Below are 23,775 nucleotides of genomic sequence, written 5' to 3'. Positions count from 1 at the left end.
GGGATTGCGCGAATCAGTATTAATCCCTTAGGAGCAGAGAGCGCAATCCGGCGGCTTTGTTTTCGATCTCCTGCCACTCCTGCTCCGGGTCAGAGCCGCTGACAATGCCCGCTCCGGCGTAAAGCCGCAGAGCGTCTTCCTGTACGCGCGCCGAGCGCAGCGCCACGCAGAATTCGCTTTGTTCGGGGGATAAATACCCGGCCGAACCGGCGTACCACTCGCGGTTAAAAGGTTCAACGTGCTGAATAAACTCGCGCGCTGGCTGTCGCGGAAGCCCGGCAACCGCCGCCGTCGGCTGTAGCACGTGCAGGCACAGCTCATCGTCGGCCTGCTTGAGCTCGGTCCAGATACAGCGGCGTAAGTGCTGCACTTTGCGCAGGCGGACGACCTGAGCCGGCAACACCTCAAGCGTCTGCGTATGGTGTTGAAGACGCTGGCAGATATCTTCCACCACCAGCATATTTTCGCGCTGGTTTTTATCGTCATTCAACAGCCACTCGCCCAGACGCTGCGCCTGTTTATCGTCAGTATGGCTGGCGACGGTGCCCGCCAGCGCTTCGGTGCGCAGCAGCTTACCGCGCCGCCGCCAGAGACGCTCGGGCGTGGAGCCGAGAAACGCGTTGGTGGCGTCGAATATCATGCAGAAATGATAGCAGTTTAAATTCAGGGCGCGGCTGGCGGCCATCAGCGCGACGGGGTTAACGCGCTGTTTACACTGCAGGTCGGTGGCTCGGGCGAGAACGACCTTTTCGAAATCACCTCGTGCAATCGTCTCTGTCGCTTTGCCGATAAGGCTAAGCCATTGCGGTTTTTCCGGGTGATGGGTTTCGCGCTCAACCTGCACGGAGAGCGGACGGATCGGTCTGGCGGGAAGCAGTTGCTGTAAGAACGCCCGCGCGGTGTCGGCATCGTCCTCAAGCGAGCTGTCGCTCCACAGCTGCAGACGCAACGTGGCGTTGCCAGCGGTACGTCGCCACAGCAGACGCGGTAAAAAGAGGCTGCCCTGCTCCGGGTTAAACGCGTTCAGGCCGCAGATTCGGGTATCTTCAGGGCCGTGTTGCGCACTTAAAAACTGCGAGGCTAACGCCAGAGAGGAGAATTGGACGACCGCTCCCAGCGCGGCCAGCTCTTCATCGCCGTTACGCTGTTGCCAATAAAACTGGGGATAGCACTGCTGCTCGCCCAGCCAGGCAAGGGGATCGAAGGCATCGTTTAACGGGAAAGAGACGTCGAAATGACGCAGGCCGGATGTGGCAGGTAACGCTTGCGAAAGATGGCTACGCAATTGTTCCAGCGCGAGGAAAATCGAATTCACGCGAACCTCTCCCTGTTAAAACCTCATATTATACGGGGTACCATAAGAAATATCAGTACCCACGTATAGGGAGTGGTTAAACGGCTTAACGACGGGCCAGCAGCAGCCCCAGCACCAGCCCTACGGCTGCGCCCACCCCAATGCCCTGCCACGGTTTTTCATGGACGTAATCATCGGCACGATAAACCGCTTTTTTGGCGCGGTAGTAGTATGTATCAGACGCATGGCTGACGCGGTTTTTAACGTCGTGGAGCGCCTGCTCGGCACGGGCTTTCAGCTCGATATATTTCTGATCGGCAGGGTCGCCCGAGGAACGTAACACCTCTTCCAGCGTTTCGCTCAGTAAGGTCAGGTCGTCGTCGATACGGGTATCCCAGGATTGAAATGACATATTTTTCTCCATGTTAGTACACCAGTCCGCTAACTATAGACAACGACGCGCCATTACGCCTGTTTCGCTTCCCGCGCCATGCCGATGTGCGGAATACCGTCTTCGACGTAGATGTCGGTGACCGGCATAAAACCGAAATGACCGTAGAAGGATTGCAGGTGCGCCTGCGCGCCCAGGTATAACGCCTTGTCCGGCCACTGTTTCTGGCATGACTCCAGCGTTTTTTCCATCAGCTGATAGCCCAGTTTTTCACCCCGCGCGTGACCGCTGATAATGACGCGGCCTATCACCACGGGCTCGACATCGTCCTCGCTTTTCAGAATCCTCGCATACGCCACCAGCTCGTTATCCTTCCAGCCGAGGATATGGCGGTTTTCGCCAACGAGGTCATCGCCGTCGATGTCCTGATACGGGCACGTCTGTTCAACCACAAACACTTCGCAGCGCAGTTTAAGCAGCGCGTAGAGCGAATGAACGGTGAGCTCACTATGATGTAAATCTTGCCACTGGATCATCTCTTTCTCCTTCCTGGGGTTCACCACGTTATACTAAACCCCTCCCCGTTCGGCAAAGGGCTGATTGCGTTATGGAACTGATTTTTCTGGGTACGTCCGCTGGCGTGCCAACCCGCTCACGAAACGTGACGGCAATTCTGCTGGATCTTAAGCACCCCACCCGCGGCGGGCTGTGGCTGTTTGACTGCGGTGAAGGGACGCAGCATCAGCTGCTGCACACCGCGTATCACCCCGGCAAGCTGGATAAAATTTTTATTACTCACCTGCACGGCGACCATCTGTTTGGCCTGCCGGGCCTGCTGTGCAGCCGCTCCATGGCCGGCAACGCCAATCCGCTGACGATTTACGGGCCTGCGGGTGTGCGTGAATTTGTTGAAACCGCGCTGCGCCTGAGCGGATCATGGACGGATTATCCGCTGGAGATCGTTGAGATTAGCGAAGGCCTGGTTTTCGATGACGGTGATTATAAGGTTAGCGCGCAGCCGCTGAATCATCCCGTTGAGTGCTATGGCTATCGCATTGAAGCGCATGACAAACCCGGCGCGCTGGACGCCGCCGCGCTGATGGCCGCTGGCGTAAAACCCGGACCGCTGTTCCAGCGCCTGAAGCACGGCGAGACCGTCACGCTGGAGGGCGGTCGCGTCATCAACGGTCAGGATTATCTCGCCGCGCCCGAGCCGGGCAAGAAGCTGGCTATCTTTGGCGACACGGCCCCGTGCCCTGCCGCCCTTCAGCTTGCCCGGGGCGTTGACGTGATGGTGCACGAAGCCACGCTGGAAACGGCGATGGAAGAGAAAGCCAACGGCCGCGGCCATAGCTCAACGCGTCAGGCGGCGCAGCTTGCCCGCTACGCAGGCGTCGGGAGGCTGATCGTCACTCACGTCAGTTCCCGCTACGACGCGCGGGGGTGTGCAAGCCTGCTGGCAGAGTGCCTGGCGGTGTTCCCGGCGTGCGAGCTGGCCGAAGATTTCGCTAAGGTCAGCGTTTAGCCCTTCATTTTTCTCTCAGAATGCCGATAACGATTAAAAGGTCAGCATTTCTCTCGAGGGTAGAATGGATAATTTCCAGAAAGATATTGATGACAGGGCGAATCTCACCCTGTCGAACCGTTTTGAATTGTTGCTGTTCCGTCTTGGCACCTCTCTGAACGAAAATAAATCCGAGCTGTTTGGCATTAACGTCTTTAAGCTGCGTGAAATTGTGCCGATGCCGGAATTCACAAAACCCGCCGGGATGAAATCACCGCTGATGGGGATGGTGAATATTCGCGATCAGGTGATCCCGGTGATCGACCTGGCCGCCGTGGCGGGCTGTAAGCCTACCACCGGGCTGAACATCCTGCTTATCACCGAATATGCCCGCAGCGTGCAGGCCTTTGCCGTGGAGTCGGTTGAAAACATCATGCGTCTGGACTGGAAGCAGGTGCACGCGGCGGAGACCGCCGTCAGCGGCCGCTATATCACCAGCATTGCCTGCCTGGATGAGAAAACGGATACCAACGATCTGGCGATGGTGCTGGACGTTGAGCAGATCCTCTATGACATCACCCCAGCCAACCACGATCTGCACGCCACCAATCTGAAAACCACCAAGTTCAACATCAAGCCGGGCGCAGTCGCGATTGTGGCGGAAGATTCCAAAGTGGCGCGTTCGATGCTGGAGAAAGGTCTGCAGGCGATGGAGATCCCAGCGCAGCTGCACATCACCGGCAAAGACGCGTGGGAAAAAATTGGCGTCCTGGCCGCACAGGCGCAGGCTGAGGGCGTGCCGATCACCGATAAGATCGCGCTGGTGCTGACCGACCTCGAAATGCCGGAGATGGACGGATTTACGCTGACGCGCAAAATCAAAACCGACCCGGTTCTGAAAGATATTCCGGTGGTGATCCACTCCTCCCTTTCCGGCAACGCCAACGAAGATCATATTCGCAAGGTGAAGGCGGACGGGTACGTGGCGAAGTTTGAGCTGAACGAGCTCTCGTCGGTGATTGAGGAAGTGCTGGATCGTTCGATGAAGAAGATTGGCGGGCCGCTTATAAGCAGGAAGCAGCTGGCTTAGGTCCTGTGCGGGCTGGTGCCCTCACCCCATCCCTCTCCCACAGGGAGAGGGCGCAAACCATAAAAAACCCGCCGAGGCGGGTTTTTTGTTTTTACATTAATGGCATCGCTCGCTGCACGATATCAATCAGCGGCTGCGGATAGATACCGAAGATCAGCACCAGCAGCGCGGAGATAAGCACTACGATACCACCGGCGCTGTACTGCCAGTTGCCTGGAGCATCACGGTTGAGCTGCTGAGGCGCGCTCAGGTACAGGCTCACGGCCACACGCAGGTAGTAGTACAGACCAATCGCGGAGCCGATAACGACACCGGCAGTCAGCCACCACAGGTGCGCCTGCACACCGACGGCCAGCACGTAGAACTTACCGATAAAGCCCAGCGTCATCGGGATACCCGCCAGAGAGAGCATCATCACGGTCATTACCGCGGACAGAATTGGACGGTGCCAGAACAGACCACGGTAGGAGAACAGTGAATCGGCATCCGGACCACGGTACGGGCTGGACATCAGGCTCACCACACCGAAGGCGCCGAGGCTGCTGAACAGGTAACCGGCCAGATACACGCCTACGGCTTCCATCGACATCTCACCGCTCTGCAGCGCAATCAGCGCCACCAGCAGGTAGCCCAGATGAGAGATAGACGAGTAGCCCAGCAGACGCTTGATGTTGGTCTGGCTCAGCGCCATCAGGTTACCGAAGATGATGGAGACGAACGCGATGATGCCCAGCACCACGCGAACGGCTTCACTATCACCCACCGGCGCGTACAGGAACAGACGCATGACCACACCGAAGATAGCGATCTTGCTCGCCGTCGCCAGGAAGGTCGACACCGGAGCAGGCGCCCCCTGGTATACGTCTGGCGTCCACAGGTGGAACGGAACCAGAGAGAGCTTGAAGCCGAGGCCAACGATCATCATGCCCAGACCCGCCAGCAGCAGCGGCTCATGCAGCATGCCGTCGCCGAGGCTCTTGCCGAGCGCCATGAAGGAGAGGTTACCGGACTGTGCGTACAGCAGCGCAATACCAAACAGCAGGAAGGACGACGCGGCAGCAGACAGAATGGTGTACTTGATGCTCGCTTCCAGAGAGCGCTTCTGACGGAAGGCGTAACCAATCAGGCCGAACAGCGGCAGAGAGATCAGCTCAATACCGAGGAACAGCGCGGCAAGATGGTTGGCATTCGCCAGCAGAATACCGCCCAGCGCGGCAATCAGAACCAGCAGGTAAAACTCTTCTTTGTTGTCGTTGTAGCCTTCAAGCCACGGGTAAGCAAAGGTACAGGTTGCCAGGCTCGCCAGCAGCACCAGCCCGGTGTAGAGCATGGCGTAACCGTCAACGCGCATCAGCGGCGTGACGTCCATCGCCCCGCCCTGGCCAACAAACCAGAGTGAGACTAACGCGGCATTCAGGCCGATGACCGACAGCGTGGCATTCAGGAAGTGATTGCGTCGCCACGCAATGGAGAGCATCACAACCACCACCGTCAATCCGACGATCAGCAGCGGTAGCAGCGCGATCAGTTGTTGTGGAGTTATTGTCATGGCGAATTACGGCCTTGTAGTAGAAACAGAATTAACAAACCACTGCTGGATATTGCCCATCGCGCTGTGCGAGGTATCCAGAATCGGCTGTGGGAAGAAGCCCAACAGCACCAGCAGTACGACCAGCAGCAGGATGATGAACAGCTCACGCAGCGACATCCCCGGCAGTTCTTGTGCAGCAATTTCGCTCTTCGCTTTACCGAAGTAAGCGCGGTGCAGCATCGCCAGCGAGTACACGGAAGCAAACACCAGACCAAAGGTGGAGATCACGGTAATCACCGGTACCACTTTGAAGCTGCCGAACAGAATCATGAATTCGCCGACGAAGTTACCGGTGCCCGGCATCCCCAGGGTAGCCACCGCGAAGAACATGGAGAGCGCTGGCAGCCATTTAATTTTGCTCCACAGACCGCCCATCATACGCATGTCGCGGGTATGCAGACGTTCGTACAGCTGGCCGCACAGGATGAAGAGACCGGCTGCGGACAGACCGTGCGCAATCATCTGGATCACCGCGCCCTGGTACGCCAGCTGGCTGCCGGTGTAGATAGCAATCAGCACGAAGCCCATGTGGGAAACGGAGGTATAAGCAATCAGACGCTTGATGTCGTATTGCGTGAAGGCCATCCAGGCACCGTAGAAGATACCGATCACACCCAGCCACATGGCAATCGGTGCGAACTCCGCGGAGGCATTCGGGAACAGCGGCAGTGCGAAACGCAGCAGACCGTAGGCCGCCGTTTTCAGCAGGATGCCCGCCAGGTCAACGGAACCCGCCGTTGGTGCCTGGGAGTGCGCGTCTGGCAGCCAGCCGTGCAGAGGAACCACCGGCATTTTCACCGCGAAGGCAATGAAGAAGCCCAGCATCAGCAGGTATTCAACGCCGTGTGACATCGGGGTCTTCAGCAGGTCTTCGTAGTTGAAGGTCCAGGTGCCGGTTGCGTTGTGATGAACGAACACCAGCGCCAGAATGGCAATCAGCATTACCAGACCGCTCGCCTGGGTATAGATGAAGAACTTGGTTGCCGCCGTGATACGCGTTTTACCGTCGGACGCCTTGTGGCCCCACAGCGCGATCAGGAAGTACATCGGCACCAGCATCATCTCCCAGAAGAAGAAGAACAGGAACATGTCGATGGCAAGGAACACGCCGATCACGCCGCCCAGGATCCACATCAGGTTCAGGTGGAAGAAGCCCTGGTATTTTTCGATTTCTCGCCAGGAGCAGAGTACCGCCAGAACGCCGAGCAGACCGGTCAGCACCACCATCAGCAGCGACAGACCGTCAATCGCCAGGTGGATCGTAATGCCGAAACGCGGGATCCACGGCAGGATGAACTCAGACTGCCACTGCGGAATGCCCGCAGACTGGGTCAGTGAGTAACCGCCCTGCAACCACAGTTGCAGGCCAAGCGCGAGCGTCAATCCCATGGTGATCAGCGCGATCCAGCGCGGCATCTTCACGCCAAAGCGTTCGGTTTGCCAGCACAGGAAGCCGCCGATGAAGGGAATTAATATTAGCCAGGGTAGTAACATGGCGATTTACATTCCTTTTTAAGGCCCCCAGCAGGGGCCTGATTTTCAACGAATTCGAATAAAATTCACTTAACGATCAACGCAATACCATCAGCAGCGCCAGCACGACAACCGCACCGATGCTCATGGACGCCACATACCAGCGCAGGTAACCGTTCTCGCTGTATAGCAGGCCTTTACCTGCAAAGCGGGAGAGGATCGCCGGGATGTTCATCAGGCTGTTCAGCGGGTCGCGCTTCAGCAGCCACGCAACGCCCAGGAACGGCTTAACGAAGATCATGTCGTACAGCCAGTCGAAGCCCCACGCGTTGTACCACCAGGTGCCCAGCAGGCGGCCCGGCGCACTGTTGGCCACGGCAGTGACCAGCGTACGTTTGCCCAGCCACAGCCATGCTGCAATCAGGATACCCGCGATAGCGACCACACCGGAGGTGATTTCAAGCGTCAGAACGCGACCGTGCTCAAGCTCGGTTGTCGCCGGCAGTACGCCCTGCAGCGGTGGCACAATCATCGCGCCAACGAAGGTGGAGAGTACCAGCAGCACAATCAACGGCAGGTGGTGGGTAATCCCCTTCCCTGCGTGAGCGTGAATTTGTTCTTTACCGTGGAATACGATGAAAATCATACGGAAGGTATACAGGGAGGTCATGAACGCACCGACCAGACCCGCAACCATCAGATTGATATGACCATTCGCCATGGCACCCGCAAGGATTTCGTCCTTACTGAAGAAGCCCGCGGTGATCAGCGGCAGTGCCGCCAGCGCCGCGCCGCCCACCAGGAAGCAGACGTAGACCAGCGGGATGGACTTACGCAGTCCGCCCATCTTGAAGATGTTCTGCTCGTGATGGCAGGCCAGAATCACCGAACCGGATGAGAGGAATAGCAGCGCTTTGAAGAACGCGTGCGTCATCAGGTGGAAAATGGCCGCGTCCCACGCCTGAACACCCAGCGCCAGGAACATGTAACCAATCTGGCTCATGGTGGAGTACGCGAGAACGCGCTTGATGTCGGTCTGAACCAGCGCGGCAAAGCCTGCCAGCACCAGCGTGACCGCACCGACGATACCCACCAGATGCAGAATTTCCGGGGTCATCAGGAACAGGCCATGGGTACGCGCAATCAGGTAAACACCGGCGGTTACCATGGTCGCAGCGTGGATCAGCGCGGAGACAGGGGTTGGACCCGCCATCGCGTCGGCCAGCCATGTCTGCAGCGGCAGCTGCGCGGATTTACCCACGGCACCACCCAGCAGCATCAGCGTTGCCCACCACAGCATGTTGTTGCCTGCGGCGAAGTGTGCTGGCGCCAGTTCCACCATTTCGCGGAAGTTCAGCGTGCCCAGTTCGTTGTAGAGAATGAACAGCGCGAAAGCGAGGAACACGTCACCCACGCGGGTCACGACGAACGCTTTCATGGCCGCTGCGCCATTCTTCGGATCGGTATAGTAGAAACCGATCAGCAGGTAAGAGCACAGGCCCACGCCTTCCCAGCCCAGATACATCAGCAGCAGGTTATCGGCCAGCACCAGAACGACCATGCTGGCAATAAACAGGTTGGTGTAGGCGAAGAAGCGGGAGTAACCCTCTTCACCGCGCATATACCAGGAGGCAAACATGTGGATCAGGAAGCCGACGCCGGTGACCACGGAGAGCATGGTCAGCGAGAGACCGTCCAGCACCAGGTTGAAACCGATGTTGAAATCACCGACCGACATCCAGGTCCACAGCGGCACGCTGAAAGGCTGGCGTCCGTTGTTAAAGAAGTCGATACCCGCATACGCTGTGACCAGCGCGGCCAGGCCGACAGAGCCCATGCCAACGGTCGCGGACAGATTCTCAGACCAGCGGCCGCGAGAAAACGCCAGCAGCACGAAGCCAATCAGCGGAAAAATAATGGTTAAGGCAAGCATGTTCATCCACGCAACTCACTTACTGAATCGATGTTCAGATTCTGGCGGCGACGATGGAGCTGCAGCAACAGCGCCAGGCCAATACTCGCTTCAGCAGCCGCGAGGCTGATGGCGAGAATGTACATCACCTGACCATCGGTCTGGCCCCAGTAGCTTCCGGCGACCACGAAGGCCAGCGCGGAGGCGTTAATCATGATTTCCAGGCCGATCAGCATAAACAGCAGATTGCGGCGGATAACCAGACCGGTCAGACCCAGAACGAATAAAATCGCAGCGAGGATCAGTCCATGTGTTAAGGGGATCATGCGCGCTCCTCCGTTTTTCTTTTCGCGCGGTCGTCAGTGCGGTTGCTCAGCACCTCGCCAGCACGCTCTTCGCGGCCAACGTGGAAAGCCACAACCAGGCCTGCCAGCAGCAGCATTGAGGCCAGTTCCACCGCCAGAACGTATGGGCCAAAGAGCGTGATACCCACCTCTTTCGCACCAATTGGCGTGCCGTCGATGCCCTGATCGTTCACGCCCAGAATGGCGTAAACGATCACCACCAGCATGATGGCCGACAAAATTGCCGGGCCAATCCACACCTGCGGTTTTAACCACTGACGTTCCTGCTCAATTTCAGAGCCGCCCAGGTTCAGCATCATCACGACGAACACGAACAGCACCATGATGGCCCCGGCGTAAACGATGATCTCCAGCGCACCGGCGAAGTGCGCGCCCAGTGCGAAGAACACCCCGGAAATAGCCAGCAGCGAAATGATTAAGTACAGCAGCGCATGCACCGGATTGGTGTGCGTAATCACTCGCAGCGTAGCCAGGATGGCGATAAGGCCACAGATATAAAAAGCGAATTCCATTGCCCTCTCCTTACGGTAACAGGCTCTTGACGTCGATAGGCTTAGCTTCGTTCTCTGCTTCGCCCTTATCTTTGCCGTCGATTGCCATACCCGCCATCCGGTAGAAGTTATATTCCGGGTATTTGCCCGGACCGGAAATCAGCAGATCCTCTTTCTCGTACACCAGGTCCTGACGCTTGTACTCACCCAACTCGAAGTCTGGAGTCAGCTGAATCGCCGTGGTTGGGCACGCTTCTTCACACAGACCGCAGAAGATGCAGCGTGAGAAGTTGATGCGGAAGAACTCAGGGTACCAGCGGCCGTCTACCGTCTCGGCTTTCTGCAGAGAGATACAGCCGACCGGACACGCTACCGCACACAGGTTACAGGCAACGCAGCGCTCGGAACCGTCCGGGTCGCGCGTCAGCACGATACGGCCACGGTAGCGCGGCGGCAGATATACCGGCTCTTCCGGGTACATCCGGGTTTCGCGTTTAGCAAACGCGTGCAGGCCGATCATCCAGATACTGCGTACCTGGGTACCGAAACCTACCAGTAATTCTTTTAAGGTCATGGTCTATAGCCCCTTATGGCTGCTGCCAGAGAATGACAGCTGCCGTTACCAACAAGTTGACGAGCGTCAGCGGCAGGCACACTTTCCAGCCGAAGGACATTACCTGGTCATAACGTGGACGCGGTAACGCTGCGCGAATCAAAATGAACATCATCATGAAGAACGCGGTTTTCAGCGCGAACCAGATGAACGGCGGTAAGAACGGGCCATGCCAGCCACCAAAGAACAGCGTTACCATCAACGCGGAAATGGTGACGATACCGATGTACTCGCCCACAAAGAACAGACCGAACTTCATGCCGGAATATTCAATGTGGTAACCGTCGGCCAGTTCCTGTTCGGCTTCCGGCTGGTCAAACGGGTGACGGTGACACACGGCCACGCCCGCGATAGCAAAGGTAATAAACCCAAAGAACTGCGGAATCACGTTCCAGATGTCGGCCTGATTGTTGACGATGTCGGTCATGTTGAATGAACCGGCCTGCGCCACCACGCCCATCAGGGAGAGCCCCAGGAACACTTCGTAGCTCAGCGTCTGCGCGGAAGCACGCATCGCACCCAGCAGCGAGTATTTGTTGTTACTGGACCAGCCTGCGAACAGGACCGCGTAAACCGCGAGACCAGCCATCATCAGGAAGAACAGAATGCCGATGTTCAGGTCAGCGACCACCCAGGTCGGGCTGACCGGAACGATAGCAAACGCCAGCAGCAGCGAGGTGAAGGCGATCATCGGTGCCAGAGTAAAGATCACGCGATCAGAGAAGCGCGGGATCCAGTCCTCTTTAAAGAACATCTTGATCATGTCCGCGACCAGCTGGAGTGAACCACCCCAGCCCACGCGGTTCGGTCCGTAACGGTTCTGGAACAGACCGAGAAGACGACGTTCACCAAAGCTCATGAACGCGCCGCAGGTGACCACCACCAGCAGGATCACAATCGCTTTCAGAATGCTCAGCAGGATGTCGATAAGATCCGGCGTTAACCAACTCATGCTTTTGCCTCCTGCAGATTATCAAGACGCGCACCCGCCAGAACCGGCGCGATGCCAGGCATACCCATCGGCAGACCGACCTGCCCTGCTGTCAGATTTTCAGAAATAATCAGCGGCAGGCTGATGGTCTGGCCGTCATAGCTAAAGGCGATGTTCGCACCCGCGTTCACGCCAAGCTTCGCAGCATCCGCCGGGTTGAGCTTGATGTACGGCTGCGGCATACGGGTCTGGAAGACCGGTGAACGCTGGGACAGCTCGTCGCTACCGAACAGATGGTAGTACGGGGCAATACGCCAGCTACCGTCCTGCGCCTGGAAGCTCGCCGGTACGGTGGTGAAGAAGTCCAGACCGGTTTCGGAAGCTTCAATCAGACGCACGCCCGGATCGCCGTGGCGCAGGGATCCGCCCACTTCAGCCTGGAACTTGTTCCACGCCTGCGGGGAGTTCCAGCCCGGAGCCCATGCGAACGGGATTTGCGAACGCGGGGCAGACGGCTGGTTGTTCCCTTCCATGGAGAAGGCGAACATGGTGTCTTTATCCTGCGGCTGGCGCGGTTCGTGCACGCTGATATTGGCGCGCATGGCGGTACGGCCGCTGTAGCGGTGCGGTTCACGCGCCAGCTTCTGGCCGCGGATGCGGAAGCTTGCTTCAGGTGCGGCATCTTTAATGCCTGCCAGCTGAGGCAGTTTTTCGACTACCGCGTCGATAACGTGGTCGAGCTGCGTCCAGTCCACTTCACGGCTCTGCACGGTGCTGTGCAGGGAGTGCAACCAGCGCCAGCTTTCCAGCATCACGGTGTTGCTGTCGTAGTACGCCGGGTCATAAACCTGGAAGAAACGCTGGGCGCGGCCTTCGTTGTTGATAACGGTACCGTCGCTTTCTGCGAAACTTGCCGCAGAGAGCACCAGGTGCGCTTTGTCCATGATCGCGGTGCGCTGATGGTCAATCACCATCACCAGCGGCGCTTTGGAGAGCGCGGCGTCAACGCGAGCGGCAGACGCATGACGATGCAGATCGTTTTCCAGCACCACCACGGCGTCAGCGGCACCGGATTCCAGTTCGCTTAACGCTTCTTCCAGCGAGCCGCCGCCAATCATGCCGAGACCGATGCTGTTTACCGCACGGGCAATCATGGTCACGCCGACATCTGCACCGCGGCCTTTCAAGGCTTTGGCAACGTTCGCGGCGGCCTGAATGATCTCCGCGCTTCCGGCGTTGGTTCCGGAGATAATCAGCGGTTTCTTCGCACCTGCGAGGGCCTGAACAATCACGTCGACCTTGTTTTGCAGGTCGCGATCCAGCTCAACGGCCGGTGAGCTGTTGTCCAGCGCGTGGGCAATGGCAAAGCCAAGACGCGCCTGGTCTTCAACCGGCGCGCAGTAGGTCCACGCCGCGATATCGTCCAGACGGGTATTGTCGACGTTGGTCACAAACAGAGGATGCTTCGCGCGCTGACCGATGTTGAGGATCGCCGCAATCTGCCAGTCAGCCACTTTCTGCGCAGCTGCCATTTCACGTGCTTTACCCTTCACCGCCTGACGAACCGCCAGGGCCGCGCGGGCGCCGGTCTGCGTCAGGTCTTCACCCAGCACCAGAACCGCATCATAGGATTCAATTTCGCGCAGCGCAGGGGTATGGATACCGCCTTCACGCAGCACTTTCAGTACAAGCTGAAGACGTTCCTGTTCGCCCTGGGCGATACCGGTATAGAAGTTTTCCGCCCCGACCAGCTCGCGCAGCGCGAAGTTGCTTTCGATGCTGGCGCGCGGGGAGCCGATACCGATCACTTTCTTCGACTGGCGCAGAATATCTGCCGCGCCCTGCATCGCCTGTTCAGCGTTCAGGGTAATGACGTCGTCGCCACGGCGCTGAACCGGCTGACGCGGACGGTCTTTCAGGTTCACATAGCCATAGCCGAAACGACCGCGGTCGCACAGGAAGTAGTGGTTAACGGTACCGTTGTAACGGTTTTCGATACGACGCAGTTCGCCGTAGCGCTCACCCGGACTGGTGTTACAGCCGAGGGAACACTGCTGGCAGATGCTTGGCGCAAACTGCATGTCCCATTTACGGTTGTAACGCTCGGAGTGGGTTTTATCCGTGAATACGCCGGTCGGACAGATTTCTACCAGGTTACCGGAGAATTCGCTCTCCAGCACGCCGTCTTCCGGACGGCCGAAGTAGACGTTGTCGTGCGCGCCATAGACGCCCAGATCCTGACCGTCCGCGTAGTCTTTGTAGTAACGCACGCAGCGGTAGCAGGCGATGCAGCGGTTCATTTCGTGAGAGATGAACGGCCCCAGATCCTGGTTACGGTGGGTACGCTTGGTAAAGCGATAGCGACGGAAGCTGTGACCGGTCATCACGGTCATATCCTGAAGGTGGCAGTTACCGCCCTCTTCACAAACCGGACAGTCGTGCGGGTGGTTGGTCATCAACCACTCCACCACGCTTTCGCGGAACTGTTTGGCTTCTTCGTCATCAATCGAAATAAAGGTGCCTTCGGCGGCTGGCGTCATACAGGACATCACCAGGCGACCACGCGTGTCTTCCGCGTTTTGATATTGCTTCACCGCACACTGGCGGCAAGCACCGACGCTGCCCAGCGCCGGATGCCAGCAAAAGTACGGAATATCGAGGCCAAGAGACAGACAAGCTTCCAGCAGGTTGTCCGCCCCGTTGACTTCGTATTCTTTGCCGTCTACATGAATCGTAGCCATTAGCATGCTTCCAGTTGGCTCAGTCGAAACCGAGCGTTAATCAAAATTCTTGTCGTTACCAGCGCGCTTTCAGCAGGTTCGGCTGAATACCATTGATCGAATGGGTATTGCTGAACGGCTGCTTGATGCCTGCTTCGAATTCGTCGCGGAAATATTTAATCGCGCTCTGCAGCGGCTCGACGGCACCCGGTGCGTGGGCGCAGAAGGTTTTACCTGGCCCTAAGAATCGACACAGTTGCTCAAGCGTCTCGATATCGCCCGGCTGGCCTTCGCCGCGCTCGATGGCGCGCAGGATCTTCACGCTCCACGGCAGACCGTCACGGCACGGTGTACACCAGCCGCAGGACTCACGGGCAAAGAACTCTTCCAGGTTACGTACCAGCGAGACCATGCCGATCTCGTGGTCGACGGCCATCGCCAGCGCCGTACCCAGACGGCTGCCTGCTTTACCAATGCTTTCGAATTCCATCGGCAGGTCAAGGTGGGCTTCGGTCAGGAAGTCCGTCCCTGCCCCGCCCGGCTGCCAGGCTTTAAATTTCAGGCCATCGCGCATGCCGCCGGCGTAGTCTTCAAGAATTTCGCGTGCGGTGGTACCGAACGGCAGTTCCCAGACGCCAGGGTTTTTAACGCGACCGGAGAAGCCCATCAGCTTGGTACCGGCATCTTTGCTTGAGGAGATGCCCTGATACCACTCCACGCCGTTGGCGAGGATAGCCGGGACGTTACACAGGGTTTCGACGTTGTTTACGCAGGTCGGTTTACCCCACACGCCGGAGCTTGCCGGGAACGGTGGCTTGGAACGCGGGTTCGCACGGCGGCCTTCCAGGGAGTTAATCAGCGCAGTTTCTTCACCGCAGATGTAACGCCCGGCACCGGTGTGCACGAACAGTTCGAAGTCAAACCCGGTACCCAGGATGTTTTTACCCAGAAGGCCGGCTTCGGTGGCTTCGGCAATCGCGCGACGCAGGTTTTCTGCCGCTTCGATGTACTCACCGCGCAGGAAGATGTAGCCACGGTACGCTTTCAGCGCAAACGCGGAGATCAGCATGCCTTCCACCAGCAGGTGCGGCAGCTGCTCCATCAGCAGGCGGTCTTTATAGGTGCCTGGCTCCATTTCATCGGCGTTACACAGCAGGTAACGGATGTTCATGGATTCGTCTTTTGGCATCAGGCTCCACTTCAGACCAGTGGAGAAGCCCGCACCGCCGCGGCCTTTCAGGCCGGAATCTTTCACCGCATTAACGATGTCGTCCGGCGCCATGCCGCCGAGGGCTTTACGCGCACCGGCATAGCCGTTTTTGCTCTGGTATTCGTCGAGCCATACCGGCTGTTTGTCATCGCGCAGACGCCAGGTCAGCGGATGCGTCTCAGCAGTACGAATTACAGTTTTCATTTGTACTGCTCCAGCAGGTCAGGAATCGCTTCCGGCGTCAGATGGCTGTGAGTGTCCTCATCAATCATCATGGTCGGCCCCTTGTCGCAGTTACCCAGGCAGCAGGTTGGCAGCAGAGTAAAGCGTCCATCGAACGTGGTCTGGCCCGGCTTAATATTGAGCTTTTTCTCAATCGCAGCCTGAATGCCCTGATAGCCGGTAATGTGGCAGACGACGCTGTCACAGTAGCGGATCACATGGCGGCCAACCGGCTGACGGAAGATCTGGCTGTAGAACGTGGCTACGCCCTCTACGTCACTTGCCGGAATGCCCAGCACTTTTGCGATCTCGTAAATCGCCCCATCCGGCACCCAACCACGCTGTTTCTGTACGATTTTCAGCGCTTCAATGGACGCCGCACGCGGGTCTTCGTAGTGGTGCATCTCGTGCTCAATGGCGGCACGCTCTGCTTCACTCAGCTCAAAAGCCTCGGTTTGTGGTTGTTGATTCTCGTGCATAATTAGCGGTCCACATCTGACATAACAAAATCGATACTACCCAGATACACAATCAGGTCAGAGACCAGACTGCCGCGGATGGCGGACGGGATCTGCTGCAGGTGCGCAAAGCTCGGCGTACGTACGCGGGTACGGTAGCTCATGGTGCTGCCGTCGCTGGTCAGGTAGTAACTGTTAATACCCTTGGTCGCTTCAATCATCTGGAAGGATTCTTGCGCCGGCATGACCGGGCCCCAGGAAACCTGCAGGAAGTGGGTGATCAGGGTTTCGATATGCTGCAGCGTGCGCTCTTTCGGCGGCGGCGTCGTCAGCGGGTGATCCGCCTTGAACGGGCCTTCCGGCATGTTGTTGAGGCACTGCTCGAGGATGCGCAGACTCTGGCGCAGCTCTTCCACTTTCAGCATCACGCGGGTGTAGCAGTCGGAAACACCGCCGCCAACCGGCACTTCAAAGTCGAAGTTCTCGTAGCCAGAGTAAGGACGGGCTTTACGCACGTCGAAATCAATACCGGTCGCGCGCAGGCCAGCACCTGTGGTCCCCCACTCCAGCGCTTCTTTCGCGCCATAGGCAGCAACGCCCTGGGAACGGCCTTTCAGGATGGTGTTGCGCAGCGCGGCTTTCTCGTAAGACGCCAGACGCTTCGGCATCCAGTCGAGGAATTCACGCAGCAGGCGGTCCCAGCCGCGCGGCAGATCGTGCGCCACACCGCCAATACGGAACCAGGCCGGGTGCATACGGAAGCCGGTAATCGCTTCCACCAGATCGTAGATTTTCTGACGATCGGTAAAGGCGAAGAAGACCGGGGTCATCGCGCCCACGTCCTGAATGAACGTGGAGATGTACAGCAGGTGGCTGTTGATGCGGAACAGTTCTGACAGCATAACGCGAATCACGTTAACGCGATCCGGTACGGTGATGCCTGCCAGTTTCTCAACGGCCAGCACGTATGGCATTTCGTTTACGCAGCCGCCGAGGTACTCAATACGGTCGGTATACGGAATGTAGCTGTGCCAGGACTGACGCTCGCCCATCTTCTCAGCACCGCGGTGGTGGTAGCCGATGTCAGGGACGCAGTCGACAATCTCTTCGCCATCAAGCTGAAGAATAATACGGAATGCACCGTGCGCAGACGGGTGGTTCGGACCGAGGTTGAGGAACATGAAGTCCTCGTTTTCAGTACCGCGCTTCATGCCCCAGTCTTCCGGCTTGAAGGTCAGCGCTTCCATCTCCAGATCCTGCTTGGCTTTGGTCAGCTCAAACGGATCGAATTCGGTCGCACGTGCCGGGTAGTCTTTACGCAGCGGGTGGCCGGTCCAGGTCTGCGGCATCATGATGCGCGTCAGGTGCGGGTGGCCGTCGAAGGTCATGCCGAACATTTCCCAGGTTTCACGCTCATACCAGTTAGCGTTCGGGAAAAGTTTGGTGATCGTCGGCAGATGCATGTCGTTTTCAGACAATGCCACCTTGAGCATGATATCCGTGTTGCGGTCTATTGAGATCAGGTGGTAGAAAACGGAAAAATCCGCAGCAGGGAGACCCTGGCGGTGCGTTCTCAGACGTTCGTCCATGCCGTGTAAGTCAAACAGCATGACGTAAGGTTTTGGCAATTTCTTGAGGAAATCGACAACTTCCAGCAATTGTTCACGCTTCACCCAAACAACGGGTACCCCGGTGCGGGTCGCCTGAACGGTAAAGGCATCCGGCCCAAAACGGTTGCGCAGTTCGCCAATAACGGGGTCATCAAGATGATCCCGGGTCTGCCAGGCGGCTTCTTGCGCGGTTAAGTCGGTCATATTGTTCACCATTGCAAATGGTCCGTGGTGACTGTTAAGCCTGGCTTCGCGCTATTTGAGTAGTGATATGCGAAGGTTTTCTCCAGGCCTACAGGCGCAAATTAAATTTCGTCAGGCGTACGCAGGTTGGTGACGGCAATACGTTCACCGCGTTTACGCTCGCGCTCGGACTGCATGTTCGCGCGATAGACACCCTGATCGCCAACAACCCATGAGAGTGGGCGACGTTCTTTACCGATAGACTCCTGCAGCAGCATCAGCGCCTGCATATAGGCTTCTGGGCGCGGCGGGCAGCCCGGGATGTAAACATCCACCGGAATGAACTTATCAACGCCCTGTACAACGGAATAAATGTCGTACATACCGCCGGAGTTTGCACATGCGCCCATGGAAATAACCCATTTTGGCTCCAGCATCTGGTCATACAGACGCTGAATAACAGGTGCCATTTTGGTAAAGCAGGTACCGGCCACCACCATCAGGTCAGCCTGACGTGGGGAAGCACGCAGTACCTCGGCCCCAAAACGCGCAACGTCATGCACCGCAGTGAATGACGTCACCATTTCAACGTAGCAGCAAGAAAGGCCAAAGTTGTATGGCCAGATGGAGTTCTTACGACCCCAGTTGACCATATCGTGCATGGCATGTTCGAGTTTGCCCATGTACACGCTTTTGTTGACTTCTTGCTCCAGGGGGTCGGTTACGATCTCCTGTTTTTGCAGGGGGTAACGGTCATTCTCACCGTTAGGATCTATGCGGGTGAGCGTATAATCCATCTTATTGCCTCGCTGTTACTGCTGACGATTAGAGATACTGTTTTCCGGGTTGATGTGTTCACGACGTGAACGCGCAGGCGTCCAGTCAAGCGCGCCAATACGCACCAGATAAACCAGACCGGCCAGTAGCACTAAAATGAAAATTGCGGCCTCGACAAAGCCCACCCAACCACTTTCGCGAATGGAGGTCGACCATGCGAACAGGTAGAGCGCTTCCACGTCAAAGATGACGAAGAACATCGCTACCAGATAGAACTTGGCAGACAGGCGTAAGCGAGCGGAACCTACTGAATCAATACCTGATTCGAAAGGTGTGTTTTTGTGCCTTGCACGGGCGCGACCGCCCAGGAACCAGCCGCCGACTAACATCAGGCAGCACAGGCCAATGGCTACAATAAGAAAGATTGCGAATGCCCAGTGATGAGCGATGACTTCTGTGGATGTTGACATACTCATTGCTTACTCATCAAAAGTGATACCGACGACACTGCTCTTGCTGGCAGATGGGCATCACATCGATTCATGGGGAGGAACAAATAACCTTACACTAACTGTCTGAAATGAGACGTAGACAGCAAAATGATGGGGTTTTTTACTCCTTTCTATAACCTATTGTCAACTTTAACAAAGGTTTCTTCACATTAAATTACATCGAGCGATTCTCATTAACATTTGGTGCCCTTTAACCCTGGTGGTTACCTGACTTTTCGTCAAATGCATGTTGTTGAATCGTGTCCGTTTTGGAAGTAAAAAAAATAACCCTCCTATTTTGACAGGATTTGCCAACGATTCCTCCCCCCAAATAGGAGTATTTTCTTGATCTGAGACACGCTTTTGTTAATTCACCCAAAAAACCGGCAACATATTTGCTGCTTTTTTAACATCAAGGGGTTATGGATGAAGTAAGAACGGAAAGTGAACAAGATTTAAGCAGAAGCATTTATTCCCTTGATATGTATGTTTTAATTATGAAAACCCTGTAACGAAAGAGGATAATAATGGCAAAAAAAAGCCACTGCGTGCGAAAACGGCACGAGTGGCTTTTTTTTACACTTACAATTTGTTACCAGAATTTTGAGCTTTTGATCACTCAAAGTCACCTTCAACGATGAGGGAATCATCCCCCCCTTCGGAGGTAACATGCTCGAACTGCCATGGGTTATGGTAATTTTCCATCGCCTCAAACACCACCTTCGCCAGCTCGTTATGACTGGACGCGTTATGGCAAAGCAGATACTCGGTATCCGGCAGTGCTGGGAGACCATCAGATTTACCGAGAACGCGCAGATCGGGGCTCATCATCTCTACCGGACGGGCCGTTACGCCAAGACCCGCTTTCACGGCGGCACGCACCGCGGGCAGCGTGGACGCTACATAGGCCAGACGCCACGGAATGTTGGCTTCATTTAACGCCGTAAGCACCATATCCCGGAAAGGACTCGGATCGTCCAGTAAAACCAGCGGTACGGGTTCCCCTTTTTGCAACACGTATTCCGCTGCGCAATACCAGTGCGTTGGCGATGTGCGCAAGGTCAGACAATCAAACTGTCCGGGACGATGCGTCGTGACCACCAGGTCGACCTTGTTCTCATTTAACATCTCAACCATAAAGGCATTACGCTTTACGCTTACATCCAGCGCAAGCTTCGGATAAACCGAGCTAATTCGGTTGAGAAGAAACGGCAATATTGTATCCGCTGACTCATCAGATGCCCCTAAGGTTAACACCCCCTGAAGGTTGCTAAACATTAATGACATACATGCTTCATCATTAAAGCGAAGAATTTTCCTGGCATAACCCAGTAGCTGAATACCGTGTTCCGTTAAGAGCTTATTACGCCCGTGACGGGCAAAAAGCTCTTTCCCAACCAGTTGCTCCAGCCGCTGCATTTGCTGGCTAACGGCGGACTGAGTTCGGCAGACGGCGGCAGCAGCTGCTGCAAAAGTGTTGAGATCGGCGACCGCAACAAACGTTCTCAGCAGATCGAGGTCGAGATTCATTATCGGACGATTTGCATTTATCATATCTATTCACTTTCAGGTTGCTCGTGCGGAGCTGCCCGGGTTGAAGCTGTGTGTAACAGTTAAGCAATTCCTTCTGAAGGTTTTCCCTCGCATCCCGGCCCGGCAGACTGCCTGACAGATAGTTATTGTGCTGCTTTATATCAACAGTCAGAAAGCACGTTTCATGACGTTATTTTTATTCTCTTAAACGTTCAGGATATTTAGATGTTCGCAGGGTTATGTAAATTACATTAAAGGCGTAACACTTTTTCTGCCATCTTTTTCGCAGCGCTGTCAACGTAGCAGGAGATGTTTGACACATTCCAGCCAGAGATAACTCCAACAATAACAATCAATTAAATCGGAAAATCAGTTTCAAAAATGCAAAACCACTGCATCTTTCTACTGCTTTCCGTATAGACATCTTAACCCAAATCCACTTTATTTATAAGTCTTATTGCAATATTCGGGATTAAAGAGGTTTGTTAAGCTTCTAAACTAATTTTATTAGAATTAACTAAAGTTGCATTTTGTTGGTTAATAATAAATAAATTTTAATTTAGATTATGGTCATTCATTAATAACACTTAACATTAATTTCACATGATTAACTTTTAGCCGCTTCGGGCTATTACTGCAAGGTCCCTTCAACACTCAGGTTTTACGAAATGTCACCCAGCGTAACTTCTGCTTGTTGTCTGCACATTTTTTATTTTCCATCAGAACAATATACATAATTCACATAAATCAGTAGCACAATCAACCTTTATTTATGGTTTGTACATGACGTTAAGGCAGTGAAAGCGTCAGTCAATAGTTAAAAAGATTCATCACAATTTCGCTATGAGCACAAAATCTTCTTCTGCACACCCTTCAAAACGAAGCGTGGGGGGAGTACATTATTCCGTGCTGACTTCCACGGCAGGGAGTGGCAATAATAGCGAAAAGGTTAAAGGTTCATGTCCCCTATCGAAAAATCCAGCAAGCTAGATAACGTCTGTTATGACATCCGTGGCCCGGTTCTGAAAGAGGCAAAACGCCTTGAAGAAGAAGGCAACAAGGTTCTGAAGCTCAACATCGGCAACCCCGCGCCATTTGGTTTTGAAGCGCCGGATGAAATTCTGGTTGATGTGATCCGCAACCTGCCTACGGCACAAGGCTATTGTGACTCAAAGGGACTTTACTCCGCCCGTAAAGCCATTATGCAGCACTACCAGGCGCGCAGTATGCGTGACGTTACCGTCGAAGATATCTATATCGGCAACGGCGTCTCCGAACTTATTGTTCAGGCCATGCAGGCGCTGCTGAACAGCGGTGACGAAATGCTGGTTCCCGCGCCGGACTATCCGCTGTGGACCGCTGCCGTATCGCTCTCCAGCGGTAAAGCGGTACATTATCTTTGCGACGAATCCTCTGACTGGTTCCCGGATCTGGATGACATTCGCGCGAAAATCACGCCTCGCACGCGTGGGATTGTGATCATCAACCCGAACAACCCGACGGGCGCGGTCTATTCAAAAGAGCTGCTGATGGAGATCGTGGAGATTGCCCGCCAGCACAACCTGATCATCTTCGCTGACGAAATCTACGACAAGATCCTGTACGACGCGGCGCAGCACCACTCTATCGCCGCGCTGGCACCCGACCTGCTGACCGTCACCTTTAACGGACTGTCTAAAACCTACCGCGTGGCCGGTTTCCGTCAGGGCTGGATGGTGCTGAACGGCCCGAAAAAGCACGCAAAAGGCTATATTGAAGGGCTTGAGATGCTGGCGTCGATGCGTCTTTGCGCCAACGTGCCTGCTCAGCACGCGATCCAGACGGCGCTGGGCGGCTACCAGAGCATCAGCGAGTTTATCGTCCCTGGCGGTCGCCTGTACGAACAGCGTAACCGCGCATGGGAACTGATCAACGATATCCCGGGCGTCTCCTGCGTGAAGCCGAACGGGGCGCTGTATATGTTCCCGAAAATTGACGCGAAGCGCTTCAATATCCACGACGATCAGAAAATGGTGCTCGATTTCCTGTTGCAGGAAAAAGTGCTGCTGGTTCAGGGAACGGCGTTTAACTGGCCGTGGCCGGACCACGTGCGTATCGTGACCCTGCCACGTGAAGACGATCTCGAAATGGCTATCAGCCGCTTCGGGCGATTCCTCTCTGGATACCATCAGTAATCTTAAAATCAGGCTACTTCGGTAGCCTGATTTGCATCTTCCCTCCCCTCCCCGCACAATGAAGTCCTGTCGCAGTGAAGACAAAAGGTAACCTATGAGTCAGAGCCATTTCTTTGCCCACCTCTCCCGCCTGAAACTGATCAACCGCTGGCCGCTGATGCGCAACGTGCGTACAGAGAACGTGTCTGAGCATAGCCTGCAGGTTGCTATGGTTGCTCATGCGCTGGCTGCCATTAAGAATCGCAAATTTAACGGGCAGGTGAATGCCGAGCGCATCGCTTTGCTGGCGATGTACCACGACGCATCAGAGGTGCTGACCGGCGACCTGCCTACGCCAGTGAAATATTTCAATTCTCAGATTGCTCAGGAATATAAGGCTATCGAGAAGATTGCCCAGCAGAAGCTTATCGAGATGGTGCCCGAAGAGCTGCGCGATATCTTTGAACCGCTCATCGACGAGCATCAGTATACGGAAGATGAAAAGTCGCTGGTCAAACAGGCCGACGCGCTGTGCGCCTATCTGAAGTGTCTGGAAGAGCTGTCTGCGGGCAATAATGAGTTTTTACTGGCAAAAACGCGTCTGGAAAAAACGCTGGAATCCCGCCGCAGCGAAGAGATGGACTACTTCATGCAGGTATTTGTGCCGAGCTTCCATCTATCGCTGGACGAGATTAGCCAGGATTCACCGTTGTAATTTTAGCCGGGTGGCGGCTTCGCCTTACCCGGCCTACGTTTCTGCGCT

General features: G+C 55.8%; 21 protein-coding genes. 4 read left to right on the top strand and 17 right to left on the bottom strand.

The features are described from left to right. Positions 1–19: 19 nt before the first annotated feature. From menF to INF77_RS09800, 3 genes are all read right to left on the bottom strand, one after another. Positions 20–1,315, bottom strand: coding sequence for an isochorismate synthase MenF (gene menF, locus INF77_RS09810; RefSeq protein ID WP_193532328.1), 1,296 nt, complete (start codon positions 1,313–1,315; stop codon positions 20–22). Positions 1,316–1,400: 85 nt separating this feature from the next. Next, complete coding sequence (elaB, locus tag INF77_RS09805; protein ID WP_028013924.1) at positions 1,401–1,706, bottom strand: stress response protein ElaB; 306 nt, start codon at positions 1,704–1,706, stop codon at positions 1,401–1,403. Between the two features lie 53 nt (positions 1,707–1,759). Then, on the bottom strand, positions 1,760–2,221 hold the full coding sequence (locus INF77_RS09800) for a GNAT family N-acetyltransferase (RefSeq protein WP_193532327.1): 462 nt from the start codon (positions 2,219–2,221) through the stop codon (positions 1,760–1,762). Between the two features lie 71 nt (positions 2,222–2,292). On the opposite strand from INF77_RS09800, the gene rbn reads away from it, so the two are divergent. Both rbn and INF77_RS09790 read left to right on the top strand, forming a co-directional pair. After that, positions 2,293–3,210, top strand: coding sequence for a ribonuclease BN (gene rbn, locus INF77_RS09795; RefSeq protein WP_193532326.1), 918 nt, complete (start codon positions 2,293–2,295; stop codon positions 3,208–3,210). A 64-nt stretch (positions 3,211–3,274) separates the two neighbouring features. Beyond that, positions 3,275–4,279 carry a chemotaxis protein gene (locus tag INF77_RS09790; protein WP_028013927.1) on the top strand — a complete coding sequence of 335 codons (1,005 nt, stop codon included), beginning with the start codon at positions 3,275–3,277 and terminating at the stop codon, positions 4,277–4,279. Positions 4,280–4,370: 91 nt separating this feature from the next. On the opposite strand, the gene nuoN is transcribed toward INF77_RS09790, so the two are convergent. The 14 genes from nuoN to lrhA form a co-directional block, all read right to left on the bottom strand. After that, positions 4,371–5,828, bottom strand: coding sequence for an NADH-quinone oxidoreductase subunit NuoN (nuoN, locus tag INF77_RS09785; RefSeq protein ID WP_028013929.1), 1,458 nt, complete (start codon positions 5,826–5,828; stop codon positions 4,371–4,373). Between the two features lie 6 nt (positions 5,829–5,834). After that, a complete protein-coding gene (gene nuoM / locus INF77_RS09780; protein WP_008500214.1) occupies positions 5,835–7,364 on the bottom strand; it encodes an NADH-quinone oxidoreductase subunit M in 1,530 nt (509 codons plus the stop codon). Between the two features lie 76 nt (positions 7,365–7,440). Then, the gene (nuoL, locus tag INF77_RS09775; protein WP_193532325.1) at positions 7,441–9,282 is read right to left on the bottom strand and encodes an NADH-quinone oxidoreductase subunit L; all 1,842 of its coding nucleotides are present in this window, start codon (positions 9,280–9,282) and stop codon (positions 7,441–7,443) included. Continuing rightward, complete coding sequence (gene nuoK / locus INF77_RS09770; protein ID WP_003861496.1) at positions 9,279–9,581, bottom strand: NADH-quinone oxidoreductase subunit NuoK; 303 nt, start codon at positions 9,579–9,581, stop codon at positions 9,279–9,281. Before nuoK ends, nuoL begins: the two co-directional genes overlap by 4 nt. Further along, a complete protein-coding gene (nuoJ, locus tag INF77_RS09765; protein ID WP_008500212.1) occupies positions 9,578–10,132 on the bottom strand; it encodes an NADH-quinone oxidoreductase subunit J in 555 nt (184 codons plus the stop codon). Before nuoJ ends, nuoK begins: the two co-directional genes overlap by 4 nt. A 10-nt stretch (positions 10,133–10,142) precedes the next feature. Continuing rightward, positions 10,143–10,685 carry an NADH-quinone oxidoreductase subunit NuoI gene (gene nuoI / locus INF77_RS09760; RefSeq protein WP_003861491.1) on the bottom strand — a complete coding sequence of 181 codons (543 nt, stop codon included), beginning with the start codon at positions 10,683–10,685 and terminating at the stop codon, positions 10,143–10,145. Positions 10,686–10,698: 13 nt separating this feature from the next. Beyond that, the gene (nuoH, locus tag INF77_RS09755; RefSeq protein WP_008500211.1) at positions 10,699–11,676 is read right to left on the bottom strand and encodes an NADH-quinone oxidoreductase subunit NuoH; all 978 of its coding nucleotides are present in this window, start codon (positions 11,674–11,676) and stop codon (positions 10,699–10,701) included. Further along, positions 11,673–14,396 (bottom strand): NADH-quinone oxidoreductase subunit NuoG, encoded by a 2,724-nt coding sequence (gene nuoG, locus INF77_RS09750; RefSeq protein WP_193532324.1) that lies wholly within the window; start codon positions 14,394–14,396, stop codon positions 11,673–11,675. The genes nuoH and nuoG overlap by 4 nt, the downstream gene beginning before the upstream one ends. A gap of 55 nt (positions 14,397–14,451) precedes the next feature. Next, positions 14,452–15,789 carry an NADH-quinone oxidoreductase subunit NuoF gene (gene nuoF, locus INF77_RS09745; protein WP_006811381.1) on the bottom strand — a complete coding sequence of 446 codons (1,338 nt, stop codon included), beginning with the start codon at positions 15,787–15,789 and terminating at the stop codon, positions 14,452–14,454. Continuing rightward, the gene (gene nuoE / locus INF77_RS09740; protein ID WP_006176513.1) at positions 15,786–16,286 is read right to left on the bottom strand and encodes an NADH-quinone oxidoreductase subunit NuoE; all 501 of its coding nucleotides are present in this window, start codon (positions 16,284–16,286) and stop codon (positions 15,786–15,788) included. Before nuoE ends, nuoF begins: the two co-directional genes overlap by 4 nt. A 2-nt stretch (positions 16,287–16,288) precedes the next feature. Further along, entirely contained in the window at positions 16,289–18,091 is a 1,803-nt protein-coding gene (gene nuoC / locus INF77_RS09735) for an NADH-quinone oxidoreductase subunit C/D (RefSeq protein ID WP_028013933.1), read from the bottom strand. An 89-nt stretch (positions 18,092–18,180) separates the two neighbouring features. Next, positions 18,181–18,855 (bottom strand): NADH-quinone oxidoreductase subunit NuoB, encoded by a 675-nt coding sequence (gene nuoB / locus INF77_RS09730; protein WP_003861482.1) that lies wholly within the window; start codon positions 18,853–18,855, stop codon positions 18,181–18,183. A 15-nt stretch (positions 18,856–18,870) separates the two neighbouring features. Next, positions 18,871–19,311, bottom strand: a complete 441-nt coding sequence (gene nuoA, locus INF77_RS09725; RefSeq protein ID WP_014171000.1) for an NADH-quinone oxidoreductase subunit NuoA — start codon at positions 19,309–19,311, stop codon at positions 18,871–18,873. A gap of 630 nt (positions 19,312–19,941) precedes the next feature. Continuing rightward, the gene (gene lrhA / locus INF77_RS09720) at positions 19,942–20,880 is read right to left on the bottom strand and encodes a transcriptional regulator LrhA (RefSeq protein WP_028013934.1); all 939 of its coding nucleotides are present in this window, start codon (positions 20,878–20,880) and stop codon (positions 19,942–19,944) included. Positions 20,881–21,818: 938 nt separating this feature from the next. On the opposite strand from lrhA, the gene alaA reads away from it, so the two are divergent. Then, entirely contained in the window at positions 21,819–23,033 is a 1,215-nt protein-coding gene (gene alaA, locus INF77_RS09715; protein ID WP_193532307.1) for an alanine transaminase AlaA, read from the top strand. Positions 23,034–23,127: 94 nt separating this feature from the next. After that, the gene (gene yfbR, locus INF77_RS09710; RefSeq protein WP_028013935.1) at positions 23,128–23,727 is read left to right on the top strand and encodes a 5'-deoxynucleotidase; all 600 of its coding nucleotides are present in this window, start codon (positions 23,128–23,130) and stop codon (positions 23,725–23,727) included. Positions 23,728–23,775: the final 48 nt, after the last annotated feature.

It is taken from the genome of Enterobacter cloacae complex sp. P1B (assembly GCF_014982345.1).
GTDB lineage: Bacteria > Pseudomonadota > Gammaproteobacteria > Enterobacterales > Enterobacteriaceae > Enterobacter > Enterobacter bugandensis.
Note: the sequence above shows the minus strand (reverse complement) of the source record. Positions and strands in the feature narration are given on the sequence as shown.

Bases quoted from the DNA above. Each gene is read 5' to 3' on its own strand.
- nuoN (WP_028013929.1), bottom strand. From the start codon at position 5,828: ATGACAATAACTCCACAACAACTGATCGCGCTGCTACCGCTGCTGATC.
- INF77_RS09800 (WP_193532327.1), bottom strand. From the start codon at position 2,221: ATGATCCAGTGGCAAGATTTACATCATAGTGAGCTCACCGTTCATTCG.
- INF77_RS09790 (WP_028013927.1), top strand. From the start codon at position 3,275: ATGGATAATTTCCAGAAAGATATTGATGACAGGGCGAATCTCACCCTG.
- nuoM (WP_008500214.1), bottom strand. From the start codon at position 7,364: ATGTTACTACCCTGGCTAATATTAATTCCCTTCATCGGCGGCTTCCTG.
- nuoF (WP_006811381.1), bottom strand. From the start codon at position 15,789: ATGAAAACTGTAATTCGTACTGCTGAGACGCATCCGCTGACCTGGCGT.
- nuoE (WP_006176513.1), bottom strand. From the start codon at position 16,286: ATGCACGAGAATCAACAACCACAAACCGAGGCTTTTGAGCTGAGTGAA.
- nuoL (WP_193532325.1), bottom strand. From the start codon at position 9,282: ATGAACATGCTTGCCTTAACCATTATTTTTCCGCTGATTGGCTTCGTG.
- nuoJ (WP_008500212.1), bottom strand. From the start codon at position 10,132: ATGGAATTCGCTTTTTATATCTGTGGCCTTATCGCCATCCTGGCTACG.
- yfbR (WP_028013935.1), top strand. From the start codon at position 23,128: ATGAGTCAGAGCCATTTCTTTGCCCACCTCTCCCGCCTGAAACTGATC.
- elaB (WP_028013924.1), bottom strand. From the start codon at position 1,706: ATGTCATTTCAATCCTGGGATACCCGTATCGACGACGACCTGACCTTA.
- nuoB (WP_003861482.1), bottom strand. From the start codon at position 18,855: ATGGATTATACGCTCACCCGCATAGATCCTAACGGTGAGAATGACCGT.
- alaA (WP_193532307.1), top strand. From the start codon at position 21,819: ATGTCCCCTATCGAAAAATCCAGCAAGCTAGATAACGTCTGTTATGAC.
- nuoH (WP_008500211.1), bottom strand. From the start codon at position 11,676: ATGAGTTGGTTAACGCCGGATCTTATCGACATCCTGCTGAGCATTCTG.
- rbn (WP_193532326.1), top strand. From the start codon at position 2,293: ATGGAACTGATTTTTCTGGGTACGTCCGCTGGCGTGCCAACCCGCTCA.
- nuoG (WP_193532324.1), bottom strand. From the start codon at position 14,396: ATGGCTACGATTCATGTAGACGGCAAAGAATACGAAGTCAACGGGGCG.
- nuoC (WP_028013933.1), bottom strand. From the start codon at position 18,091: ATGGTGAACAATATGACCGACTTAACCGCGCAAGAAGCCGCCTGGCAG.
- lrhA (WP_028013934.1), bottom strand. From the start codon at position 20,880: ATGATAAATGCAAATCGTCCGATAATGAATCTCGACCTCGATCTGCTG.
- nuoI (WP_003861491.1), bottom strand. From the start codon at position 10,685: ATGACCTTAAAAGAATTACTGGTAGGTTTCGGTACCCAGGTACGCAGT.
- nuoK (WP_003861496.1), bottom strand. From the start codon at position 9,581: ATGATCCCCTTAACACATGGACTGATCCTCGCTGCGATTTTATTCGTT.
- nuoA (WP_014171000.1), bottom strand. From the start codon at position 19,311: ATGAGTATGTCAACATCCACAGAAGTCATCGCTCATCACTGGGCATTC.